Here is a 16,561-nt window from a genome sequence, read left to right as displayed (position 1 = left end):
TCCGGTTTACTCGTTCGTGCTCGCTCTTAGCTCTAGCTCACAGGGGCGGCGGTGTGGGCCAGCGCCTGTGCCTTGAGGTGCTCGAACTCCTGCTGTGAAATGGTGCCGGCATCGAGCAGCGATTTTGCCTTGGCGATTTCGTCGGCCGCGCTGTGCCCGGCCACGCTCTGTATGTACGTGGCGGTTTCCTTCTGCGCCTGCTGCACGACCTGCGCCTGGCGCTCGGCCATTCCCCCGCCTCTGGCAATGAGGTAGACAAGCACGGTAAGGAACGGCAGGAAGATCAGGAAGATGATCCAGAGCGCCTTCCACCAGCCATTGAGTTTGCGATCACGGAAAAGATCACCGATCACCGCGAAGAGCGCAAAGAGATAGGCGATAAAGGCGAAACTCCAGAAGAACAGCCAGATGACGTTCCACACATTGCTCCAAAAATCCATGATTGCCTCCCCAGAACAGCGGCGAGGTGCCCCTGTGTGAATGAACTTAGTGGGGAGTGCCCCGTCTCGGCTAGATCTGGCGTAATAGTGCGCCCACCGGGCAGAACGTTCCCTCGCCGAACGCGCGCAGCGGAGGTACCGTGAAAATCGATCATGACCAGAGAGAAGGCGTGAGCTGGTGGATACCGTGTCGTGGAAGCCGAAGCGGATGCCGAAGCGGATGCCGAAGCGGATGCCGTGATGAGCCATCCGACCGCGCCTGCCGCGCCGAAACCGCGCTGGTTCCTCCCGACGCTCGTCGGATACCAGCGAGCGTGGCTCCCCGCCGACCTGATCGCTGGACTGTCCGCTGGCGCCGTGGTGGTGCCCCAGGCCATGGCATACGCCACCATCGCCGATCTCCCCGTGCAGATCGGTCTGTACACCTGCATCGTGCCGATGCTGATCTACGCGTTGCTCGGCGGCTCCCGTGCCATGAGCGTGTCGACGACATCCACCATTGCCACGCTGACGGCAGCAACTCTGGTGAGCTCAGGAGTGGCGGCGGGTTCTGATGACGCTGTCAGAGACCTCGTCACACTCACCCTGCTCGTGGGCGCGATACTGCTCCTTGCGCGGCTGCTTCGCATCGGGGCGCTCGTCGAGTACATCAGCAATTCAACGCTGATCGGCATCAAGGCCGCCGTCGGGATCACCGTCGCTGTCGGGCAGATCCCGCGCCTGCTTGGGGCGGATGTCACCTCATCAGGCCACGAGTTCATCCCATCGGTCATAGCCGCCGTCAAGGCGATCCCGCAGTTCAACCTGCCCACCGTGATCCTCTCGCTGTGCTCGATCGCAGTGTTGGTCGTCTGTGGGCGCTTCTTCCCGCGGATACCGGCATCTCTCCTCGTCGCTGTGGGCGGCATCCTGCTCACGTCATTCACCGACATCACGAAACTCGGCGTCACACTCATCTCCGCGGTGCCTGAAGGCTTCCCCGCGCCGACACTGCCGGCGTTCGAGAATGTGACGTCGCTGGTGCCAGGCGCGTTCGGCATTGCAGTGCTCGCCTTCCTCGAGACTGCAGCCGTTGCACGGAGCGTCCGTGCAGCCGGCGAACCGCGTATTGACAACAACCGGGAGCTTTTCGCCACAGGCGCCGCGAGCTTCGTGGGTGCGATCTTCCACACCATGCCGGCGGCCGGCGGCTTCTCCCAAAGCGCGGTCACGCGCGCGGCCGGTGCCAAGTCGCAGCTGGCGACCGTGGTGACGGCAGTCCTGGCGACGATCGTTGCGTTGTTCCTCGGTCGCGTTATCAGTCAGTTGCCGGCGGCCACCCTCGCCTCAATGGTTCTGATCGCCGTGCTGTCACTGATCGACGTACGAGGATTCGTGCGGCTGGCACGACTGAGCCCGGCCGAGTTCTCCGTCGCGGTCGTCACGACGGCGCTCGGATTGACTGCCGGCCTCCTGCCGGCGCTTGCGGTGGGCGTTGTGCTCACACTCTTCATCGTGCTGTCTGAGCTCAACCGGCCACGCGTGAGCGTGTCGCGCTCCGGAGACGGTTATATGGTCATCCGTCTGGAAGAACCGCTGTACACGGCAAACGTCGTCGGCACGATTCAAGTGATTGAAGCGGATGTCGCGGATGCCGGGCGACCCCGACTGGTCATCCTCGACACGACGGCGCTGGAGTTCATCTCGGTGACGGTGATCGACAACCTCGTGGAGCTCGATAACGAACTGGCGGGATTGGGGAGCACCCTGTACCTCGCGGCGCTGCCAGACGAAGCGCATGCCCTCGTGCAGAAGACCGACTGGTTTGCATCGCTGGAAGCGTCTGGCCGGGCCTTTTCGACAGTCGACGACGCCGTGGCAGCCGCAACGAAACACACGGACTGAACCAGACCGGATTTACCCCGACGCTTGACCGTTTATCGTTAATGACGATGATTACGCGACGAGAAGCAGCACTACGACTGGACATCCCACTTGAGATGGCCACACGCCACGGGATTCCCACGCGTATGACACCTGAAGAGTTCACCGAATTTGAGCAGAACCCGCCCGCATGGCTGCTGCAGTCCAGGGCGAATCGCACCGGCAAAAAGGTGATCTGGGTGCATTTGACGTGCGACGTGTGCGGATTCACCGAGGCAACCAGGCCCAAGAAATGGTGGCCGGAATTCACCTACATCACGTGTGAGTACCATGACGCCGACGAACTCCCAGAGCCCGCAGAAGGAATGCGACGCTCAGAGGTCGACGGCATCGGCAGCAGGTTCATCGGCATCGTCGACGAACCGGTTTCATAAGAGGCTGATATGTAGCAAGGCTGAAGGCCCATGACAGTGATGTCATGGGCCTTCAGTGCACTGTCTCAACCAGTGCTCGTCCGAACCCTGAAGGTCCGGAAGTCTTCCACAATCATACCGTCACCGTTCCAGCACTGGGTCACGGCAGATTCTCGGCAGCAGGAGGTGCGTGCGCTGGGCTCGAAGCGTAGTCTCAACACCAACACGTGAGATTCACGGAGCACCACGGGGGTGTGGCTGAGATGAACAATCGCAAGTGGACGCGCTGGCTTCCGGCGATGATCGTTCCTGTCGTCGTTGTCGCAGGGGTGGCCGTCGGCCAATCGCAGGCCAACGCAGCAGTCGACCTGCCGGACAAGAGCCCGGCAGAAGTCCTGGCGCTGGTCGCAGACAGCGATGTCGCCGCACTATCCGGAACCATGGAGCAAACGTCTGAGCTGGGGCTTCCTGAGCTCGACATGGGTGGATCGATGGGCGGCTCAGCTGCCGAATCGCCCCTCAGCCTGCTCACGGGCTCGCACACCATCCGTGTGTATCTTGACGGTCCAACGAACGCCAGGCTGCAGGTTCTCGACCAGCTGTCTGAGACCGACTTGGTCGTCAACGGAGACCAGGTCTGGCTCTACAGCTCCGAAGACAACACCGCGACCACCCTCACCGTGCCTGCAGACGAAAAGGAACAAGCAGCTGCCCCCGGCGCGACGAGCGCGACGATGACGCCCGCTGAACTTGCCCAGCGCCTGGTCGATTCCATTGAGCCCAGCACACAGGTGACCGTCGGCACCGACGCCGTCGTTGCCGGCCGAGAGGCCTACGAACTGATCCTGACGCCTCAGACGCCCGAGACGCTGGTCGGATCGGCATCCATCTCCGTTGACGCTGAGACCGGCCTTCCTCTCGCGGTCAACATCAAGGCGCGAGCACAGGACGAGCCCGCGTTCCAGCTTGCTTTCACCGAGCTGTCCCTCGATACACCGGATGCCGCCCTCTTCGACTTCACGCCACCTCCTGGCGCGACGGTGGAGAACCAGGCACTGCCGAGCTGGACGGATGAGCAGGGGAAGCAGAGCGCAGACCACTCCGACGATGTCACCACCAGCGGTTCTGGCTGGGCGACTGTCGTTGAGCTTCCCGCTGCCACGGTGCCTGCTGACATCACAAGTTCCCCCGTTTTCGCCCAGGCGACCACGCCAGTGAGCGGCGGACGGCTGCTATCGACGGCGCTCGTGAATGTGTACGTCACCGATGACGGTCGTGTCTTCGCCGGCTCTGTTCCCTTCGAGACGCTGCAGGCCGCAGCCAACGCTTCGTGACGGGGCCTTCCCCTGCGCAAGACCGGGCGTTTAATCCTGTACCGGGCCTGGCAATTGAGACGCGGGGACTCACCAAACGGTTTGGTCACCAGAGCGCCGTAGCCGACCTCGATCTGGCGGTGCCTCGAGGGTCGGTATTCGGTTTCCTCGGCCCCAACGGCTCTGGCAAGACCACGACCATCAGGATGCTGCTCGGGCTCGCGTCGGCAACGAGCGGCTCGATCAACGTACTGGGTATGGCCATGCCGGCTGGCCTGCGTGACGTCTTGCCACGCGTGGGCGCGCTCGTTGAAGGGCCGGCCTTCTATCCGTTCCTGTCGGGTGCCGACAATCTGCGCCGGCTCGATACTGCAGACGGCCACGCACCCGGCAGCACCCGCAGTGCCAGGGTGCAACGTGCGCTGGATCGTGTGGGGCTGACCCACGCGTCGAACAAGAAGGTGCGCGCATATTCGCTGGGCATGAAACAACGCCTGGGTATCGCCAACGCCTTGTTGGTGCCCCGCGAGCTGCTCGTACTCGACGAGCCCACAAACGGTCTCGATCCCCAGGGAACCAGGGAAGTGCGGTCGCTGGTGCGCACGCTCGCATCGGAGGGAACCACAGTCTTCCTCTCAAGCCATCTACTCGCCGAAGTCGAACAGATCTGCACCCACGCCGCAGTCATGAGCGCCGGCCGGCTGGTGGCCCAGGGCACCCTGGACGACCTGCGTTCAGGTAGGGCAGAGGTGCGGGTACACACGCCAGATGCAGTGGCAGCGGGTCAGGTGCTCAGTGCGCTGGGTTTGGTGCCGGCCACCGTGCCGGCCGATGCGCCTGCCACTGTGCATACCGATGGGCCTGAGGACGTCGTTGTGATCGCCCCACTGGGTGACTACCGTGGCGAACCGGAATCGATCGTCGCCGCGCTCGTCGCCGCCGGGGTTCGGGTGCGCGGTTTCGCCGTCGAAAGCAGCACCCTCGAAGACCGTTTCGTGGCATTGACGGGAGAGGGGTTCAATGTTGTCCAGTGACGCACCAGCTCGGTTGTCCAGTGACGCACCAATTCGCACGCGGCCCTCGTTCGGTTGGGCGCTGATGGGGTCTGAGCTGTCGGTGCTCTTTCGGCGCAGGCGCACGTGGGCCATGTTGCTTGCCCTGGCCGCGATCCCCGTCTTGATCGCGATCGCGGTGCGGGTGACGACCAGTGAACCTGAAGCCGGCCGGGGCCCGCCGTTCCTTGACCGCATCACGCAGAATGGCCTCTTTGTCGGCATCACCTCCCTTGTGGTGTCTATTCCGTTGTTCCTTCCACTGACCATCGGAGTGGTGGCGGGGGACACCATCGCGGGAGAAGCCGGCCACGGCACGCTGCGGTACCTGTTGCTGGCACCGGCCGGGCGTGCGCGACTCCTGGTCATCAAGTACGCCGGAGCGGCCGTCTTCTGTGCGGCGGCTACGCTGACCGTCGTGGTCGCCGGTGCGGTCTCCGGCGCCATCCTGTTCCCCATCGGCCCTGTCACGCTGTTGTCTGGAGACACCATCAGCGTCGGCGAATCCGTGGTGCGGTCCTTGCTCCTGGCTGCATACGTCATCGTGTCACTGCTCGGGCTCGCGGCGATCGGCCTGTTCATCTCAACACTGACCGACGTCCCGGTCGGAGCCATGGCAGCCACCATCGTGCTCTCCGTTGTCTCCCAGGTGCTGGACGCGTTGCCTCAGCTGGACTGGCTGCATCCGTGGCTCTTCAGCCACTACTGGCTGGACTTTGCCGATCTCCTCAGGCAACCCATCGACTGGACATCGTTCGGCGACAACGCGCTACTCCAGGCCGGCTATGCCCTCGTCTTCGGTGCCATGGCCTTCGGCCGCTTCCTAACGAAGGACATACTCTCATAGCGATCTCGCTGGTCGTTGAACAAGCGCCAACGAGCGTCTCGAGACCCGCTACGCCTGTCCGAGAAACCAGATCGCGGATTCGCGAAAAGGCCGCGACGTCGGCGCGTTGAAGTGATTCCGCCCTGGGATCTCGAAGAAACTGCCATGCGGCGCGGCGGCGGCCAGAGCCCGCGATTCCTCGAGGACGCCATCCTCGCTTCCGGTGGCGAACAACAGTTGCTGTTCTGGCGCGTTCTCAGGACCGGGTTGAGGGCCACCCCGCAAGCCCTCGACCAGCGCGACCAGAGCGGTGAGGTCGTTGCCTGGCACGCTTCGGGCCATCGTGAGATAGACGCCGGTGAGGCGATCGGTGACATCGACGCCGCGCTCAATGTGCTCCCGCGCGTCGTCAACCTGGAATCGTTCAAGAGGATCACCGTCAGGGATCCCGCCGAGCACTGCCCGGCGAATCCGCTCCGGGAAGTGGCCGGCAGCTTGCCATCCCACCCGCGCGCCCAGCGAATATCCGACGTAGAGAACCTCGTCGAGCAGATAGGTGTCGAGCACCCGCAGCAGGTCGTCGGTCAACGCATCCATCGAATAGGCAGCGGGGGAGTGCGGCTTGTCGCTCGCACCGTGCCCGCGCTGATCAATCGCGATGACGCGGTAACCGGCACGCGTCAGATCGCGCGTCCATCCGGTCATGTGCCAGTTCGCCAGTGCACTCGATGCGAACCCGTGCATCGCAAGCACGGTCGGGGCGGCCGGATCACCGAATTCATAGGTGGCCAGCTTCAGCCCGTCGGAGGAGTAGACGGAACGCGGGGTGGGAGTGGAGAGAGAGGACATCATTACTATTCGATCACGACCTGGCGTGGAGTGGCATCCTGCACCCGAAAAGGTCTGCACATTCCGACTGCGCCACATTTCGGTTTTTCATACATGCCGAAATTGGAATCAATATTTTTTCCGCAGAAAAATCTTTCACGCGTTAACGAGAAAACCCCCGCACTGCCGAAGCAATGCGGGGGTTTTATCTTGTGTCCGAAGGGGGACTTGAACCCCCACGCCCTTACGGGCACTAGCACCTCAAGCTAGCGCGTCTGCCAATTCCGCCACCCGGACCGGATGTTGTCTGCGTTGTTCTTTCCTGCTGACGAGGTAATAATCTAGCACGGTTTTTTGACATGGTTTTACACACGCGGCCGATCAACCGTTTGACCGATAGCGTGAACACCATGGCACACACAGAAGATACGCCTCTTTACGGGGCTCAGCTGGATCTGACAGCCACGTTGGCGCGGGATTTAATTCGTTTTGACACCACCAATTACGGTGAGGGTAAATCCAACGGTGAAGCGGATGCCGCCGAGTATGTCGCCGAAAATCTTCGTGGGCTCGGATTGTCGCCACAGATCTTCGAAGCGGCGCCAGGCCGCACGAGCGTCGTCACCCGTGTCAAGGGGAAAGACAGCACCAAGGGTGCACTCGTCGTGCACGGCCACCTCGATGTCGTGCCGGCTGATCCAGAGAACTGGAGCGTCGATCCGTTCGGCGGCGTCATCAAAGACGGACTGCTGTGGGGACGCGGTGCCGTCGACATGAAAAACATGGATGCGATGATCCTCGCGTCCCTCCACGACATCATCGGTGCCGGTGATGCACCAGAGCGAGATCTCATCATTGGCTTCTTCGCCGACGAAGAGGCAGGGGGAGTGCTCGGCTCGCACTTCCTGGTGGACACCCAGCCCCAGCTCTTCGCGGGGGCAACCGACGCCATCAGTGAAGTCGGCGGATACTCGATCACTCTCGGCGGCACGCGTGCCTACCTCCTGCAAACGGGTGAGAAAGCTCTCATCTGGGTCAAGCTCGTCGCCAGGGGCGATGCAGCCCACGGCTCACGCCTGATCCACAACAACGCGATCACCAAGCTCGCTGAGGCCGTTGCGAAGGTCGGCAGGCGTGAATGGCCGATCAGGCTCACCAACACCACGAGCGCGCTGCTGGCCGAACTTGCCCGCATCCTCGACGTCGACCCTCAGCAGGTCGGCCCTGACGAACTGGCGCTGGCCACTGGGACGGCGTCCGGCTTCATCCAGGCCAGCCTCCGCACCACCACCAACCCGACGCTCCTGAGCGCCGGCTACAAGCACAACGTCATCCCAGACATGGCTGAGGCGCTCATCGACATCCGTTCGCTGCCCGGAGAAGAAGACGCCGTTCTCGCCGAACTCGCCGAGTTGGTCGGCCCCGACATCGAGATCGTGATCATGCACCGCGACATCGGGCTGGAGACCGACTTCTCCGGCGACCTCATCGACGCCGTCACCACAACCCTTGAGCGGCACGACCCCGGCGCACCCGTATTGCCGTACATGCTCTCCGGTGGCACAGACAACAAGGCGCTCAGCAAGCTGGGCATCAGAGGATACGGCTTCGCCCCGTTGAAACTCCCAGCAGATTTGAATTTCCCGGCGATGTTCCATGGCGTTGATGAGCGCGTACCGCTTGACGCATTAGTGTTTGGCAGACGGGTCCTGACCGACCTGTTGACCACTTACTGACCTGCAGTCCCAGACACAGCACCAACCAGCGGAGACAATCGCGTGGATTTTCTGAATGCCATCATCCTGGGCCTCGTCCAGGGCCTCACCGAGTTTCTTCCGGTGTCATCGAGCGCCCACATTCGCATCGTTGGGGAGTTCCTGGGCACCGGCGGCGACCCTGGGGCGCAGTTCACCGCGATCACCCAGATCGGTACAGAGCTCGCCGTCGTGCTCTACTTCTGGCACGACATCACCCGCATCATCGGGCACTGGTGCCGGTCGCTCGTCGGCAAGGTGCCCAGGGATGACCCTGATGCCCGCATGGGCTGGCTGATCATTCTCGGCTCGCTGCCCATCATCGTGCTCGGACTGCTGTTCCAGGACCAGATTGAGACCGTGCTCCGCTCGCTCTGGATCACCGCGACCATGCTGATCGTGTTCGGCATCCTGCTCGGTGTCGCTGATTACGTTGGCGCCAAGAAGCGTCGCCTGAAAGACCTCACTGTCGGCCATGGCATCATCTACGGCTTCGCGCAGGCCCTCGCACTCATCCCCGGCGTCTCCCGCTCAGGTGGAACCATCACCGCTGGACTGTTCATGGGCTACGAGCGCAAGGCTGCCGCGCGCTACGCGTTCCTGCTCGCCATTCCTGCCGTTCTGGGAAGCGGTTTCTACCAGGTCTACAAGTCCATCGCGAAGCCGTGCCTCGAAGGCGACCTCGGCTGCCTGCCAGAGGTATTCGGCCCCGCAGAGACCTTGGTCGCCACAGTGGTGGCGTTCGTCGTCGGGCTCGTCGTCATCGCGTTCTTCATGAGCTACATCTCGAAGCGGAGTTTCCTGCCGTTCGTGATCTACCGCATCGCGCTGGGCGTCGTGCTCTACATCCTGCTGGCGACAAACACCATCGCCGCATAGCTAGGCTGGATACATGCGCGCCTGGCACCGTCCCGAAATCCCTGCTCTTCCCGGCCATGCCGACGTACCCCGTCTGTATGACACTGCGACAGAACAGCTGGTAGAGGCCAGACCGACGGATGTCGCCAGGCTGTACGTCTGCGGAATCACGCCGTATGACGCGACCCACCTCGGACATGCCACGACCTACCTGGCCTATGACACGCTGCAGCGCATCTGGCTTGATGCCGGCTACAGCGTGCACTACGCCCAGAACGTCACCGACATCGACGACCCGCTGCTCGAACGAGCAGCGGCCACCGGCGTCGACTGGAAAGAGCTCGCACTCTCCCAGGTAGAGCTTTTCCGCGAGGATATGACGGCGCTCGGCATCATTCCGCCCGACGAGTATGTCGCCGTGACCGAGGTCATCGACGAGATAGCCGAGGCGGTCTGTCAGCTCAGCGACTCAGGCATCGCCTACCACGTCGACACTCCGGATGCCCTTGTTGACGCAGACGGCCAGCGCGGCCGCGACCTGTACTTCGACATTGCCGCTGCAGAGCGCACGGCCCCCTGGCGTCTCGGCGACGAGAGCAATCTCGACAGGCAGGGCATGCTCACGCTGTTCGCTGAGCGCGGGGGAGACCCTGACCGTGCGGGAAAGCGTGACCAGCTGGATCCGCTCCTCTGGCGCGCAGCGCGTGCAGGAGAGCCGTCCTGGCCATCGCGCATCGGCAATGGCCGGCCAGGCTGGCACATCGAATGCTCGGTCATCGCGCTCATGGAGCTCGGCACCGACTTCACCGTGCAGGGCGGCGGCTCAGACCTCATCTTCCCGCACCACGACATGAGTGCGGGTCACGCAGCTGCGCTGTCCGGGCATCCGCTCGCTGGCGTCTTCAGCCACACCGGCATGGTTGCATACCAGGGCGAGAAAATGAGCAAGTCACTGGGCAACCTCGTGCTGGTGTCCCGACTGCGCGCAGACGGGATCGATCCGCGTGCGATCCGGCTGGCGCTTCTGTCACAGCACTACCGATCCGATTGGGAATGGACTGGTGCACAACTCGATACCGCCGTCCTGCGCCTCACGCGCTGGGGAGCCGCATTCGGCAGCGGAATCGCTCCGGGCAACTCCAGTACGGCTGCCCTCATCGAGGCCATACGCGCGGCGATCGCCACCGACCTCGATACGTCGCGTGCGCTAAGCATGATCGACGACGCAGTGTCGGCCGGTGTGGACGACCCAGCCACGCTGCGGGACGCCATCGACGCCCTGCTCGGTATCAAGCTCTAACGCGGCCCCTCGGGGCCAGGGCGGCCGTCTGCCCAGCCCTCACGGCCATCCCTGCCGTCATTGCGCTTTCGCAAATACTGTTCGAACTCCTGGGCGATGGCCTCGCCGCTGGCCTCTGGAGAGTCGACGGTGTCCCTGGCCTGCTCCAGCTGCGCGATGTAGGCGGCCATCTCGTCGTCCTCTGCGGCAAGCGCGTCGATCCCTGTCTCCCACTCGGCAGCCTCTGCAACGAGGTCTCCGCGCGGTATGACAACGTCGATGATTTCTTCGAGCTTGTCGATCAGGGCCAGCATCGCCTTGGGCGACGGCGCGTTGTGCACGTAGTGCGGAACGGATGCCCAAATTGCGAGTGTCGGAATGCCGACCTGCTCTGCAGAGTGGGCGAGCACGCTCAGGATTCCAACAGGGCCCTCGTAGTTGCTGCGCTCGATGCTGAGCTCGGCGCGCACCCGTGGGTTGTCGCTCGTGGCCATGACTGAAATCGGGCGGGTGTGCGGCACGTCAGCGAGCATCGCGCCCATGAAGACGATGCCGCTGATGTCGGCGGCAAGCGCTGCATCAAGTATCTCGGCGGCGAAGCTCTTCCAGCTGCGTGACGGCTCAGTGCCGATGAGCATGTAGATATTGCCTGCATTGGCGCCGCTGACGCGCAGCTGCGCATCTTCGGCAAGCGGTTCGCCGACGACATCGGGGAATTCCGGTCCGTACAACACGACATCCGGCCATTCCAGCTGTCGGCGACCATCTTCATCCGTTGAAATCGTCGGGCGGTTAAACTGGTAGTCGAAGTACATCTCAGGGTCGACGCTCGTGATCTCGGCGACAGCAAGCATGTCTTTCAGCGTGCGAACGGCCCCGGTCGCCGCCTCTCCGGCGTCGTTCCAGCCTTCGAACGCCACCACGAGTAGACGCCCACCCAGAAACCCATTGCCGTCAGTCACTACCTAGAACCTCGATCATTCCGGGCTGTCTGGTCGACATGCCCTCAGTCAAGGATAGGCGGTGCCCCTAGACTTGGACCCCGTGACTACCAGCCAAACCGAGATTCATCTGCCCGCTGCCGTTCTGTGGGACATGGACGGCACGTTGGTCGACACCGAACCGTACTGGATGCAGTCAGAAATCGAGCTCGTCGAATCATTCGGCGGCGTCTGGACCCACGACGATTGCATGAAGCTCGTCGGGAGCGGCCTGTGGGCCTCAGCGACAATCCTGCAGGATGCCGGCGTCGATATGGATGCTGACGCGATCGTCGATTGGTTGACCAACCGCGTGCAGGAGCAGCTCAGCGACACCGGTGTGCCCTGGCGCCCTGGCGCGCGCGAGTTGTTGGCAGAGGTGAAGAGCGCCGGCATCCCCATGGCCCTCGTCACGATGTCGATGCGGAGCATGGCAGAACAGGTGTCCGGCCTGATCGGTTTCCCGGCATTCGACGTCATCGTCGCCGGCGACATGGTCACCCACAGCAAACCGCACCCAGAGGCATACCTGGCCGCGGCTATCGCGCTCGGCGTCGACCCTGAACACTGCATCGCCATTGAGGATTCAGTGCCAGGCGTTGCTGCCGGCGTGGCCTCCGGTGCAATCGTGATCGGCGTTCCGCACCAGATTCCGTTGGCCGAGAGCGGCCTGTATACGCTCTGGGATACGCTCCACGGGCGCATGGTCGGCGACCTTGCCGCCCTCTACTCTGATCGACATGGCGCGCACGAGCGCGCCAATGCAGCCATCTCGCACCGAGTGCAGACAACCACCGAAAGCGCAACACAATGAGCGACAACCAGGTCATCCAAAACAGCGGTCCGTTTCGCGCGGGCGATCGGGTGCAGCTGACCGGCCCCAAGGGCAAGCTGAACACCATCACCCTCGAGCCTGGCAAGGGTTTCCACACCCACCGCGGCATCCTGGAGCACGATGAGATCATCGGGCGCCCCGATGGCTCCGTCGTCACCAACAATGTGGGCGTCGAGCACCTCGCGCTGCGCCCGCTCCTCAATGATTTCGTGATGTCGATGCCACGCGGCGCTGCCATCATCTATCCGAAGGATGCCGCCCAGATCCTGGCCCAGGCCGACATCTTCCCCGGCGCAACCGTCGTCGAGGCCGGCGTTGGCTCTGGCGCGCTGTCGCTGTGGCTGCTGCGGGCAATCGGGGCGGAAGGGCGCCTGGCGTCCTTCGAACGCCGCGAGGACTTCGCTGACGTGGCACGCGGCAACATCGCGACGTTCCTCGGGCACGACCCCGATAACTGGACCATCACCCTCGGCGACTTGGCCGACACCCTGCCGGACACCATGCCGGACGGCTCGGTTGACCGCGTCGTGCTCGACATGCTCGCCCCATGGGAATGCCTGGGCGTTGTCTCCGCAGCCCTGAAGCCAGGCGGAGTGCTGCTCTGCTACGTCGCCACGGTGACGCAGCTGTCGAGGGTCGCAGAGGCGATCAGGGGCTCAGGTCACTACACGAACCCGGATTCGAACGAGACCATGGTTCGTGGCTGGCACGTCGAAGGACTTGCTGTTCGCCCTGACCACCGCATGATCGGCCACACCGGTTTCCTCATCACGGCCCGCCGCCTGGCGCCGGACACCGTGCTGCCTGAGCTGAAGCGCCGTCCGTCAAAGACCGACTTTGACGACGCTGACTTCGAGGCCTGGACCCCCGGTGCACTGGGGGAGCGCGGCGTCAGCCCGAAGAGCCTCCGCAAGCGTGCCCGCGCCGCCGGCCAAAGCGCGGAGCTCTCCAAGGCGCGTGACCTTGACGGCAGTTAGGATGGGCTCCGGCCTGCCACACGCAAATCAGCCAGGCAAAACCCCTGTATCGAAACGAGGAATTGTGCGTAAACCATTCGCACTCATTGCAACCGCCGCACTGGCCATGGTTGCACTAACCGGCTGCTCGAACGCCAGCTCGGATTCTGCCGCTGACTGCACGTCGGTCGTCACGGACGGCGCCGCATCAGAGCTCGTGAGTGTCTCCGGCGAGTTCGGCGAAGCACCGACCGTCAACTTCCCCACGCCTCTGAAGACAGACACCACCGAGCGTGTCGAGGTCATCGAAGGCACAGGCCCCGGCCTGGTTGAAGGACAGAAGGTGGCCGTCGACCTGAGCGTCTACAACGGCACCACCGGCAAGCTCATCGAGCAGAGCTCGTACGACGGCTCATCGCGCGCAAACTTCGTGCTCAACGACCAGACAATCGCCGGCCTCACCGACGGACTCACCTGCGCGCAGGTCGGTTCGCGAATCGTCGTCGTTGTCTCACCTGAGGACGGCTTCGGGCCGCAGGGCGGCAATGAACAGCTGGGCGTCGCGGCAGACGACACCCTCGTCTTCGTCCTCGACGTCGTCGACGCCTCTCTGCCTCGCGCCAACGGCGCAGACCAGCAGGTCTCCTCAGATCTCCCGGCCGTCGTCCTCGATGAGAACGGCGTCCCAGGCATCACGATCCCCTCAGAGGCGCCGCCGACCACGCTTGAGGTCGGTGTCCTGAAGAAGGGCACGGGAGCAACGGTCAAGGAGGGTGACACCGTCACCGTCAACTACACCGGTGTGCTGTGGGACACCAAGAAGGTCTTCGATTCCAGCTGGGCAAGCGGCAGCCCCGTTTCGCTGCTGGTTGCTGACGGCACAACGACGAACGGTGGATTGATCCCCGGCTTCGCCCAGGCTCTCATCGGCCAGACCGTCGGCTCGCAGATCATCGCGGTCATCCCCCCAGACCAGGCATACGGCGACACTGTCTCCGGCAGTATCCCCGCCGGATCGACGCTGGTGTTCGTCGTGGACATCCTCGGCATCGGCTAACCAACGCATGTGAGGCAGAAGGACTTGGCTGGCGGTATCCGCTTGCCAAGTCCTTCTGCTTTCCCCCCTTAGAATCGCAGTGTGCCGACCACTCCTGAATCGCCCAGCCGTGTCACGGTTGAAGAACGCCTGTTCAGCCTCGTTCTTGCGTTGCTTGCGACGGAGGGCGGCTTGTCGAAGGCCGAGATTCTCTCGACGGTCCAGGGCTACCGGCAGCGCTACGTCGTCGGCGGCGACAATGCCAGCCTTGAGCGACAGTTCGAACGTGACAAAGACGACATCCGTGAACTGGGCATTCCGCTTGAGACCATTGAGCCGCTTGACGACCCTGGCAGCAATCACAACCTTCGTTACCTGATCCCGAAGAGCCTGTACGACCTTCCCACCGACCTGTCATTCTCCCCGGACGAGCTCATGCTGTTGAAGCTGGCCGCCACGGTGTGGCGCGAGGGATCCCTGTCGGCGGAGTCGCGCAGGGCACTGACCAAGCTCAATTCCCTCGGCATCGAATCGAGCGACCCGCTGCTCGGCTATGCACCGTACCTCCGTGCTCGGGAAACGTCGTTCGAGCCGCTCAGCAAGGCGATGGATCGCGGCCAGGTCGTCGCGTTCCCGTACCTCAAGCCAGGTGAGTCGGCTCCGCGCCGCCGTGTGGTTGCCCCGCATGCAGTCGTGCTTCACGAGGGGCGCTGGCACCTGTTCGCGACAGACCGGGACGTGAATGCCACCCGCACATTCCTGCTCTCGCGGATCGTTGGCCCCGTGACGGCCGTGCAGGGTGCGACCTTCCGCCCGGACGGTGAAGGCAAGGCCGCCCAGGCCCTCGCAGAGCTCGACGCGATCTGGAATCGCAACCTGGCCACGATCTCGGTCGAACCAGGAACGGATGCCGCAGTGCGGCTCAGCAAGCGGGACGCGGAGAACACACCAGCATCAGACGCTATCGTCCACCTGCACTACACAGACCTGAACATCCTGGCCGATGAACTCGCCGGCTACGGCCCGGAAGTCTTCGTGCATGGGCCTCCTGAGCTCCGGCAGGCTGTGTACGCGCGGCTTATCGGAGTGCGTGACGCCCACAGCGAAAGGAGTACCCGATGATCCGCAAGCAGCCGGCGCTCGGTGCGCCAGACAAGCTCACATTCCTGCTGTCGCTGGTTCCTTACCTCATGGACCACGACGAGATCACGGTCGCAGAGGTCGCTGCTCACTTCGGCATCAGCCCAGAGCGGGTGCGTGAAGCGGTCAACCTCATCGCGATGTCCGGCGTCCCCGGCGACACGCACCAGTACCTGCACGGAGATTTGTTCGACATCCAGTGGGATGAATTCGAGAACAACGACCGCATCATCCTCACCAATCTCGTGGCCATCGACGATTCGCCTCGATTCTCAGCGCGTGAGGCCGCTGCGCTCATCGCCGGGCTGCAGTATCTCTCCTCGCTGCCAGAGAACGCCGACCGCGACGCGATCGCGTCTCTGATGGCCAAACTCACCAGGGGAGCATCAGCAACGCCGAGCCAGCTTGCCGTTGCCCAGCCCGGCTCTGTCGATACGCTTGCCCTCATCCAGACCGCTGTGAAAGACAACCGCCAGCTCGAATTCGACTACCTCAATGCGCGGGGCGAACACGAACGGCGCCGGGTTGATCCGTTGCGCGTGCAATCGGTGGACAACGACTGGTACCTGCGCGGATGGTGCCACCTGCGCCAGGCCGTGCGCACGTTCCGACTTGACCGCATGAGCGAACCGCATGTCATCGACGAGGGCATCACGGAGCACGCCGGCGACGTCGACCTGCCCGATTCGCTGTTCGTGGGATCCTCAGACGACTTGACCGTTGACATCGAACTCCCCGCCTCCGCCGCAGCGCTCATCGCTGACTACGTGCCAGAGGGAGCGAAGGGAACGACAGACGGAGACCGGATGCGTGTCACCCTCCGTGTCGCCCACTATCACGGGCTCAAGCGACTGGTCACCGGCCTCGCGGGAGTGGTCACCGTCATCGAACCGGCTTCCGCACGTGCGATCGTCTCTGACTGGGCGGCCGCAGGCGCCGCTCGCTACGACGCGGCATCCGCTGAATCCACAGAGAAGGGGGTGTAGCC

General features: G+C 63.4%; 16 protein-coding genes and 1 tRNA gene. 13 read left to right on the top strand and 4 right to left on the bottom strand.

All coding sequences use genetic code 11. The annotated features are described in order from the left end of the window. Window positions 1-32 precede the first annotated feature (32 nt). Window positions 33-440 (bottom strand): SHOCT domain-containing protein, encoded by a 408-nt coding sequence (locus tag AC25Y4_RS04180; protein WP_488119107.1) that lies wholly within the window; start codon window positions 438-440, stop codon window positions 33-35. 192 nt (window positions 441-632) lie between these two features. On the opposite strand from AC25Y4_RS04180, the gene AC25Y4_RS04175 reads away from it, so the two are divergent. The 5 genes from AC25Y4_RS04175 to AC25Y4_RS04155 all read left to right on the top strand — a co-directional run bounded on the left by AC25Y4_RS04175 (window position 633) and on the right by AC25Y4_RS04155 (window position 5,928). Beyond that, window positions 633-2,324 carry a SulP family inorganic anion transporter gene (locus tag AC25Y4_RS04175; protein WP_488119106.1) on the top strand — a complete coding sequence of 564 codons (1,692 nt, stop codon included), beginning with the start codon at window positions 633-635 and terminating at the stop codon, window positions 2,322-2,324. A gap of 47 nt (window positions 2,325-2,371) precedes the next feature. Then, window positions 2,372-2,737, top strand: a complete 366-nt coding sequence (locus tag AC25Y4_RS04170; protein ID WP_488119105.1) for a hypothetical protein — start codon at window positions 2,372-2,374, stop codon at window positions 2,735-2,737. Window positions 2,738-2,979: 242 nt separating this feature from the next. Next, on the top strand, window positions 2,980-4,050 hold the full coding sequence (locus AC25Y4_RS04165) for a LolA family protein (RefSeq protein ID WP_488119104.1): 1,071 nt from the start codon (window positions 2,980-2,982) through the stop codon (window positions 4,048-4,050). Continuing rightward, window positions 4,047-5,063 (top strand): ABC transporter ATP-binding protein, encoded by a 1,017-nt coding sequence (locus tag AC25Y4_RS04160; RefSeq protein ID WP_488119103.1) that lies wholly within the window; start codon window positions 4,047-4,049, stop codon window positions 5,061-5,063. Before AC25Y4_RS04165 ends, AC25Y4_RS04160 begins: the two co-directional genes overlap by 4 nt. Then, window positions 5,050-5,928 carry an ABC transporter permease gene (locus tag AC25Y4_RS04155; RefSeq protein WP_488119102.1) on the top strand — a complete coding sequence of 293 codons (879 nt, stop codon included), beginning with the start codon at window positions 5,050-5,052 and terminating at the stop codon, window positions 5,926-5,928. The genes AC25Y4_RS04160 and AC25Y4_RS04155 overlap by 14 nt, the downstream gene beginning before the upstream one ends. Before the next feature lie 48 nt (window positions 5,929-5,976). On the opposite strand, the gene AC25Y4_RS04150 is transcribed toward AC25Y4_RS04155, so the two are convergent. Beyond that, on the bottom strand, window positions 5,977-6,756 hold the full coding sequence (locus tag AC25Y4_RS04150; protein ID WP_488119101.1) for an alpha/beta fold hydrolase: 780 nt from the start codon (window positions 6,754-6,756) through the stop codon (window positions 5,977-5,979). Between the two features lie 192 nt (window positions 6,757-6,948). Further along, a tRNA-Leu gene (locus AC25Y4_RS04145) sits at window positions 6,949-7,032 on the bottom strand. Between the two features lie 113 nt (window positions 7,033-7,145). On the opposite strand from AC25Y4_RS04145, the gene AC25Y4_RS04140 reads away from it, so the two are divergent. The 3 genes from AC25Y4_RS04140 to mshC are packed head-to-tail and all read left to right on the top strand — an operon-like array spanning window position 7,146 to window position 10,647. Then, complete coding sequence (locus AC25Y4_RS04140) at window positions 7,146-8,471, top strand: M20/M25/M40 family metallo-hydrolase (RefSeq protein ID WP_488119100.1); 1,326 nt, start codon at window positions 7,146-7,148, stop codon at window positions 8,469-8,471. Between the two features lie 42 nt (window positions 8,472-8,513). Further along, the gene (locus AC25Y4_RS04135; protein WP_488119099.1) at window positions 8,514-9,368 is read left to right on the top strand and encodes an undecaprenyl-diphosphate phosphatase; all 855 of its coding nucleotides are present in this window, start codon (window positions 8,514-8,516) and stop codon (window positions 9,366-9,368) included. A 13-nt stretch (window positions 9,369-9,381) separates the two neighbouring features. Continuing rightward, complete coding sequence (mshC, locus tag AC25Y4_RS04130; protein ID WP_488119098.1) at window positions 9,382-10,647, top strand: cysteine--1-D-myo-inosityl 2-amino-2-deoxy-alpha-D-glucopyranoside ligase; 1,266 nt, start codon at window positions 9,382-9,384, stop codon at window positions 10,645-10,647. On the opposite strand, the gene AC25Y4_RS04125 is transcribed toward mshC, so the two are convergent. Beyond that, the gene (locus AC25Y4_RS04125) at window positions 10,644-11,588 is read right to left on the bottom strand and encodes a proteasome assembly chaperone family protein (RefSeq protein WP_488119097.1); all 945 of its coding nucleotides are present in this window, start codon (window positions 11,586-11,588) and stop codon (window positions 10,644-10,646) included. The genes mshC and AC25Y4_RS04125 overlap by 4 nt on opposite strands. A gap of 82 nt (window positions 11,589-11,670) precedes the next feature. Between AC25Y4_RS04125 and AC25Y4_RS04120 the strand changes: the two genes are divergently transcribed. From AC25Y4_RS04120 to AC25Y4_RS04100, 5 genes are all read left to right on the top strand, one after another. Next, window positions 11,671-12,420, top strand: a complete 750-nt coding sequence (locus tag AC25Y4_RS04120; RefSeq protein ID WP_488119096.1) for an HAD family hydrolase — start codon at window positions 11,671-11,673, stop codon at window positions 12,418-12,420. Further along, window positions 12,417-13,418 carry a tRNA (adenine-N1)-methyltransferase gene (locus tag AC25Y4_RS04115; protein WP_488119095.1) on the top strand — a complete coding sequence of 334 codons (1,002 nt, stop codon included), beginning with the start codon at window positions 12,417-12,419 and terminating at the stop codon, window positions 13,416-13,418. The genes AC25Y4_RS04120 and AC25Y4_RS04115 overlap by 4 nt, the downstream gene beginning before the upstream one ends. A 64-nt stretch (window positions 13,419-13,482) precedes the next feature. After that, window positions 13,483-14,454, top strand: a complete 972-nt coding sequence (locus tag AC25Y4_RS04110; protein WP_488119094.1) for an FKBP-type peptidyl-prolyl cis-trans isomerase — start codon at window positions 13,483-13,485, stop codon at window positions 14,452-14,454. Window positions 14,455-14,535: 81 nt separating this feature from the next. Continuing rightward, a complete protein-coding gene (locus tag AC25Y4_RS04105; protein ID WP_488119093.1) occupies window positions 14,536-15,555 on the top strand; it encodes a helix-turn-helix transcriptional regulator in 1,020 nt (339 codons plus the stop codon). After that, window positions 15,552-16,559, top strand: a complete 1,008-nt coding sequence (locus AC25Y4_RS04100; protein WP_488119092.1) for a helix-turn-helix transcriptional regulator — start codon at window positions 15,552-15,554, stop codon at window positions 16,557-16,559. Before AC25Y4_RS04105 ends, AC25Y4_RS04100 begins: the two co-directional genes overlap by 4 nt. The last annotated feature ends 2 nt before the right edge of the window (window positions 16,560-16,561 follow it).

It is taken from the genome of Leifsonia sp. Y878 (assembly GCF_057669685.1).
This window is presented reverse-complemented; position numbering and strand designations above follow the sequence as displayed.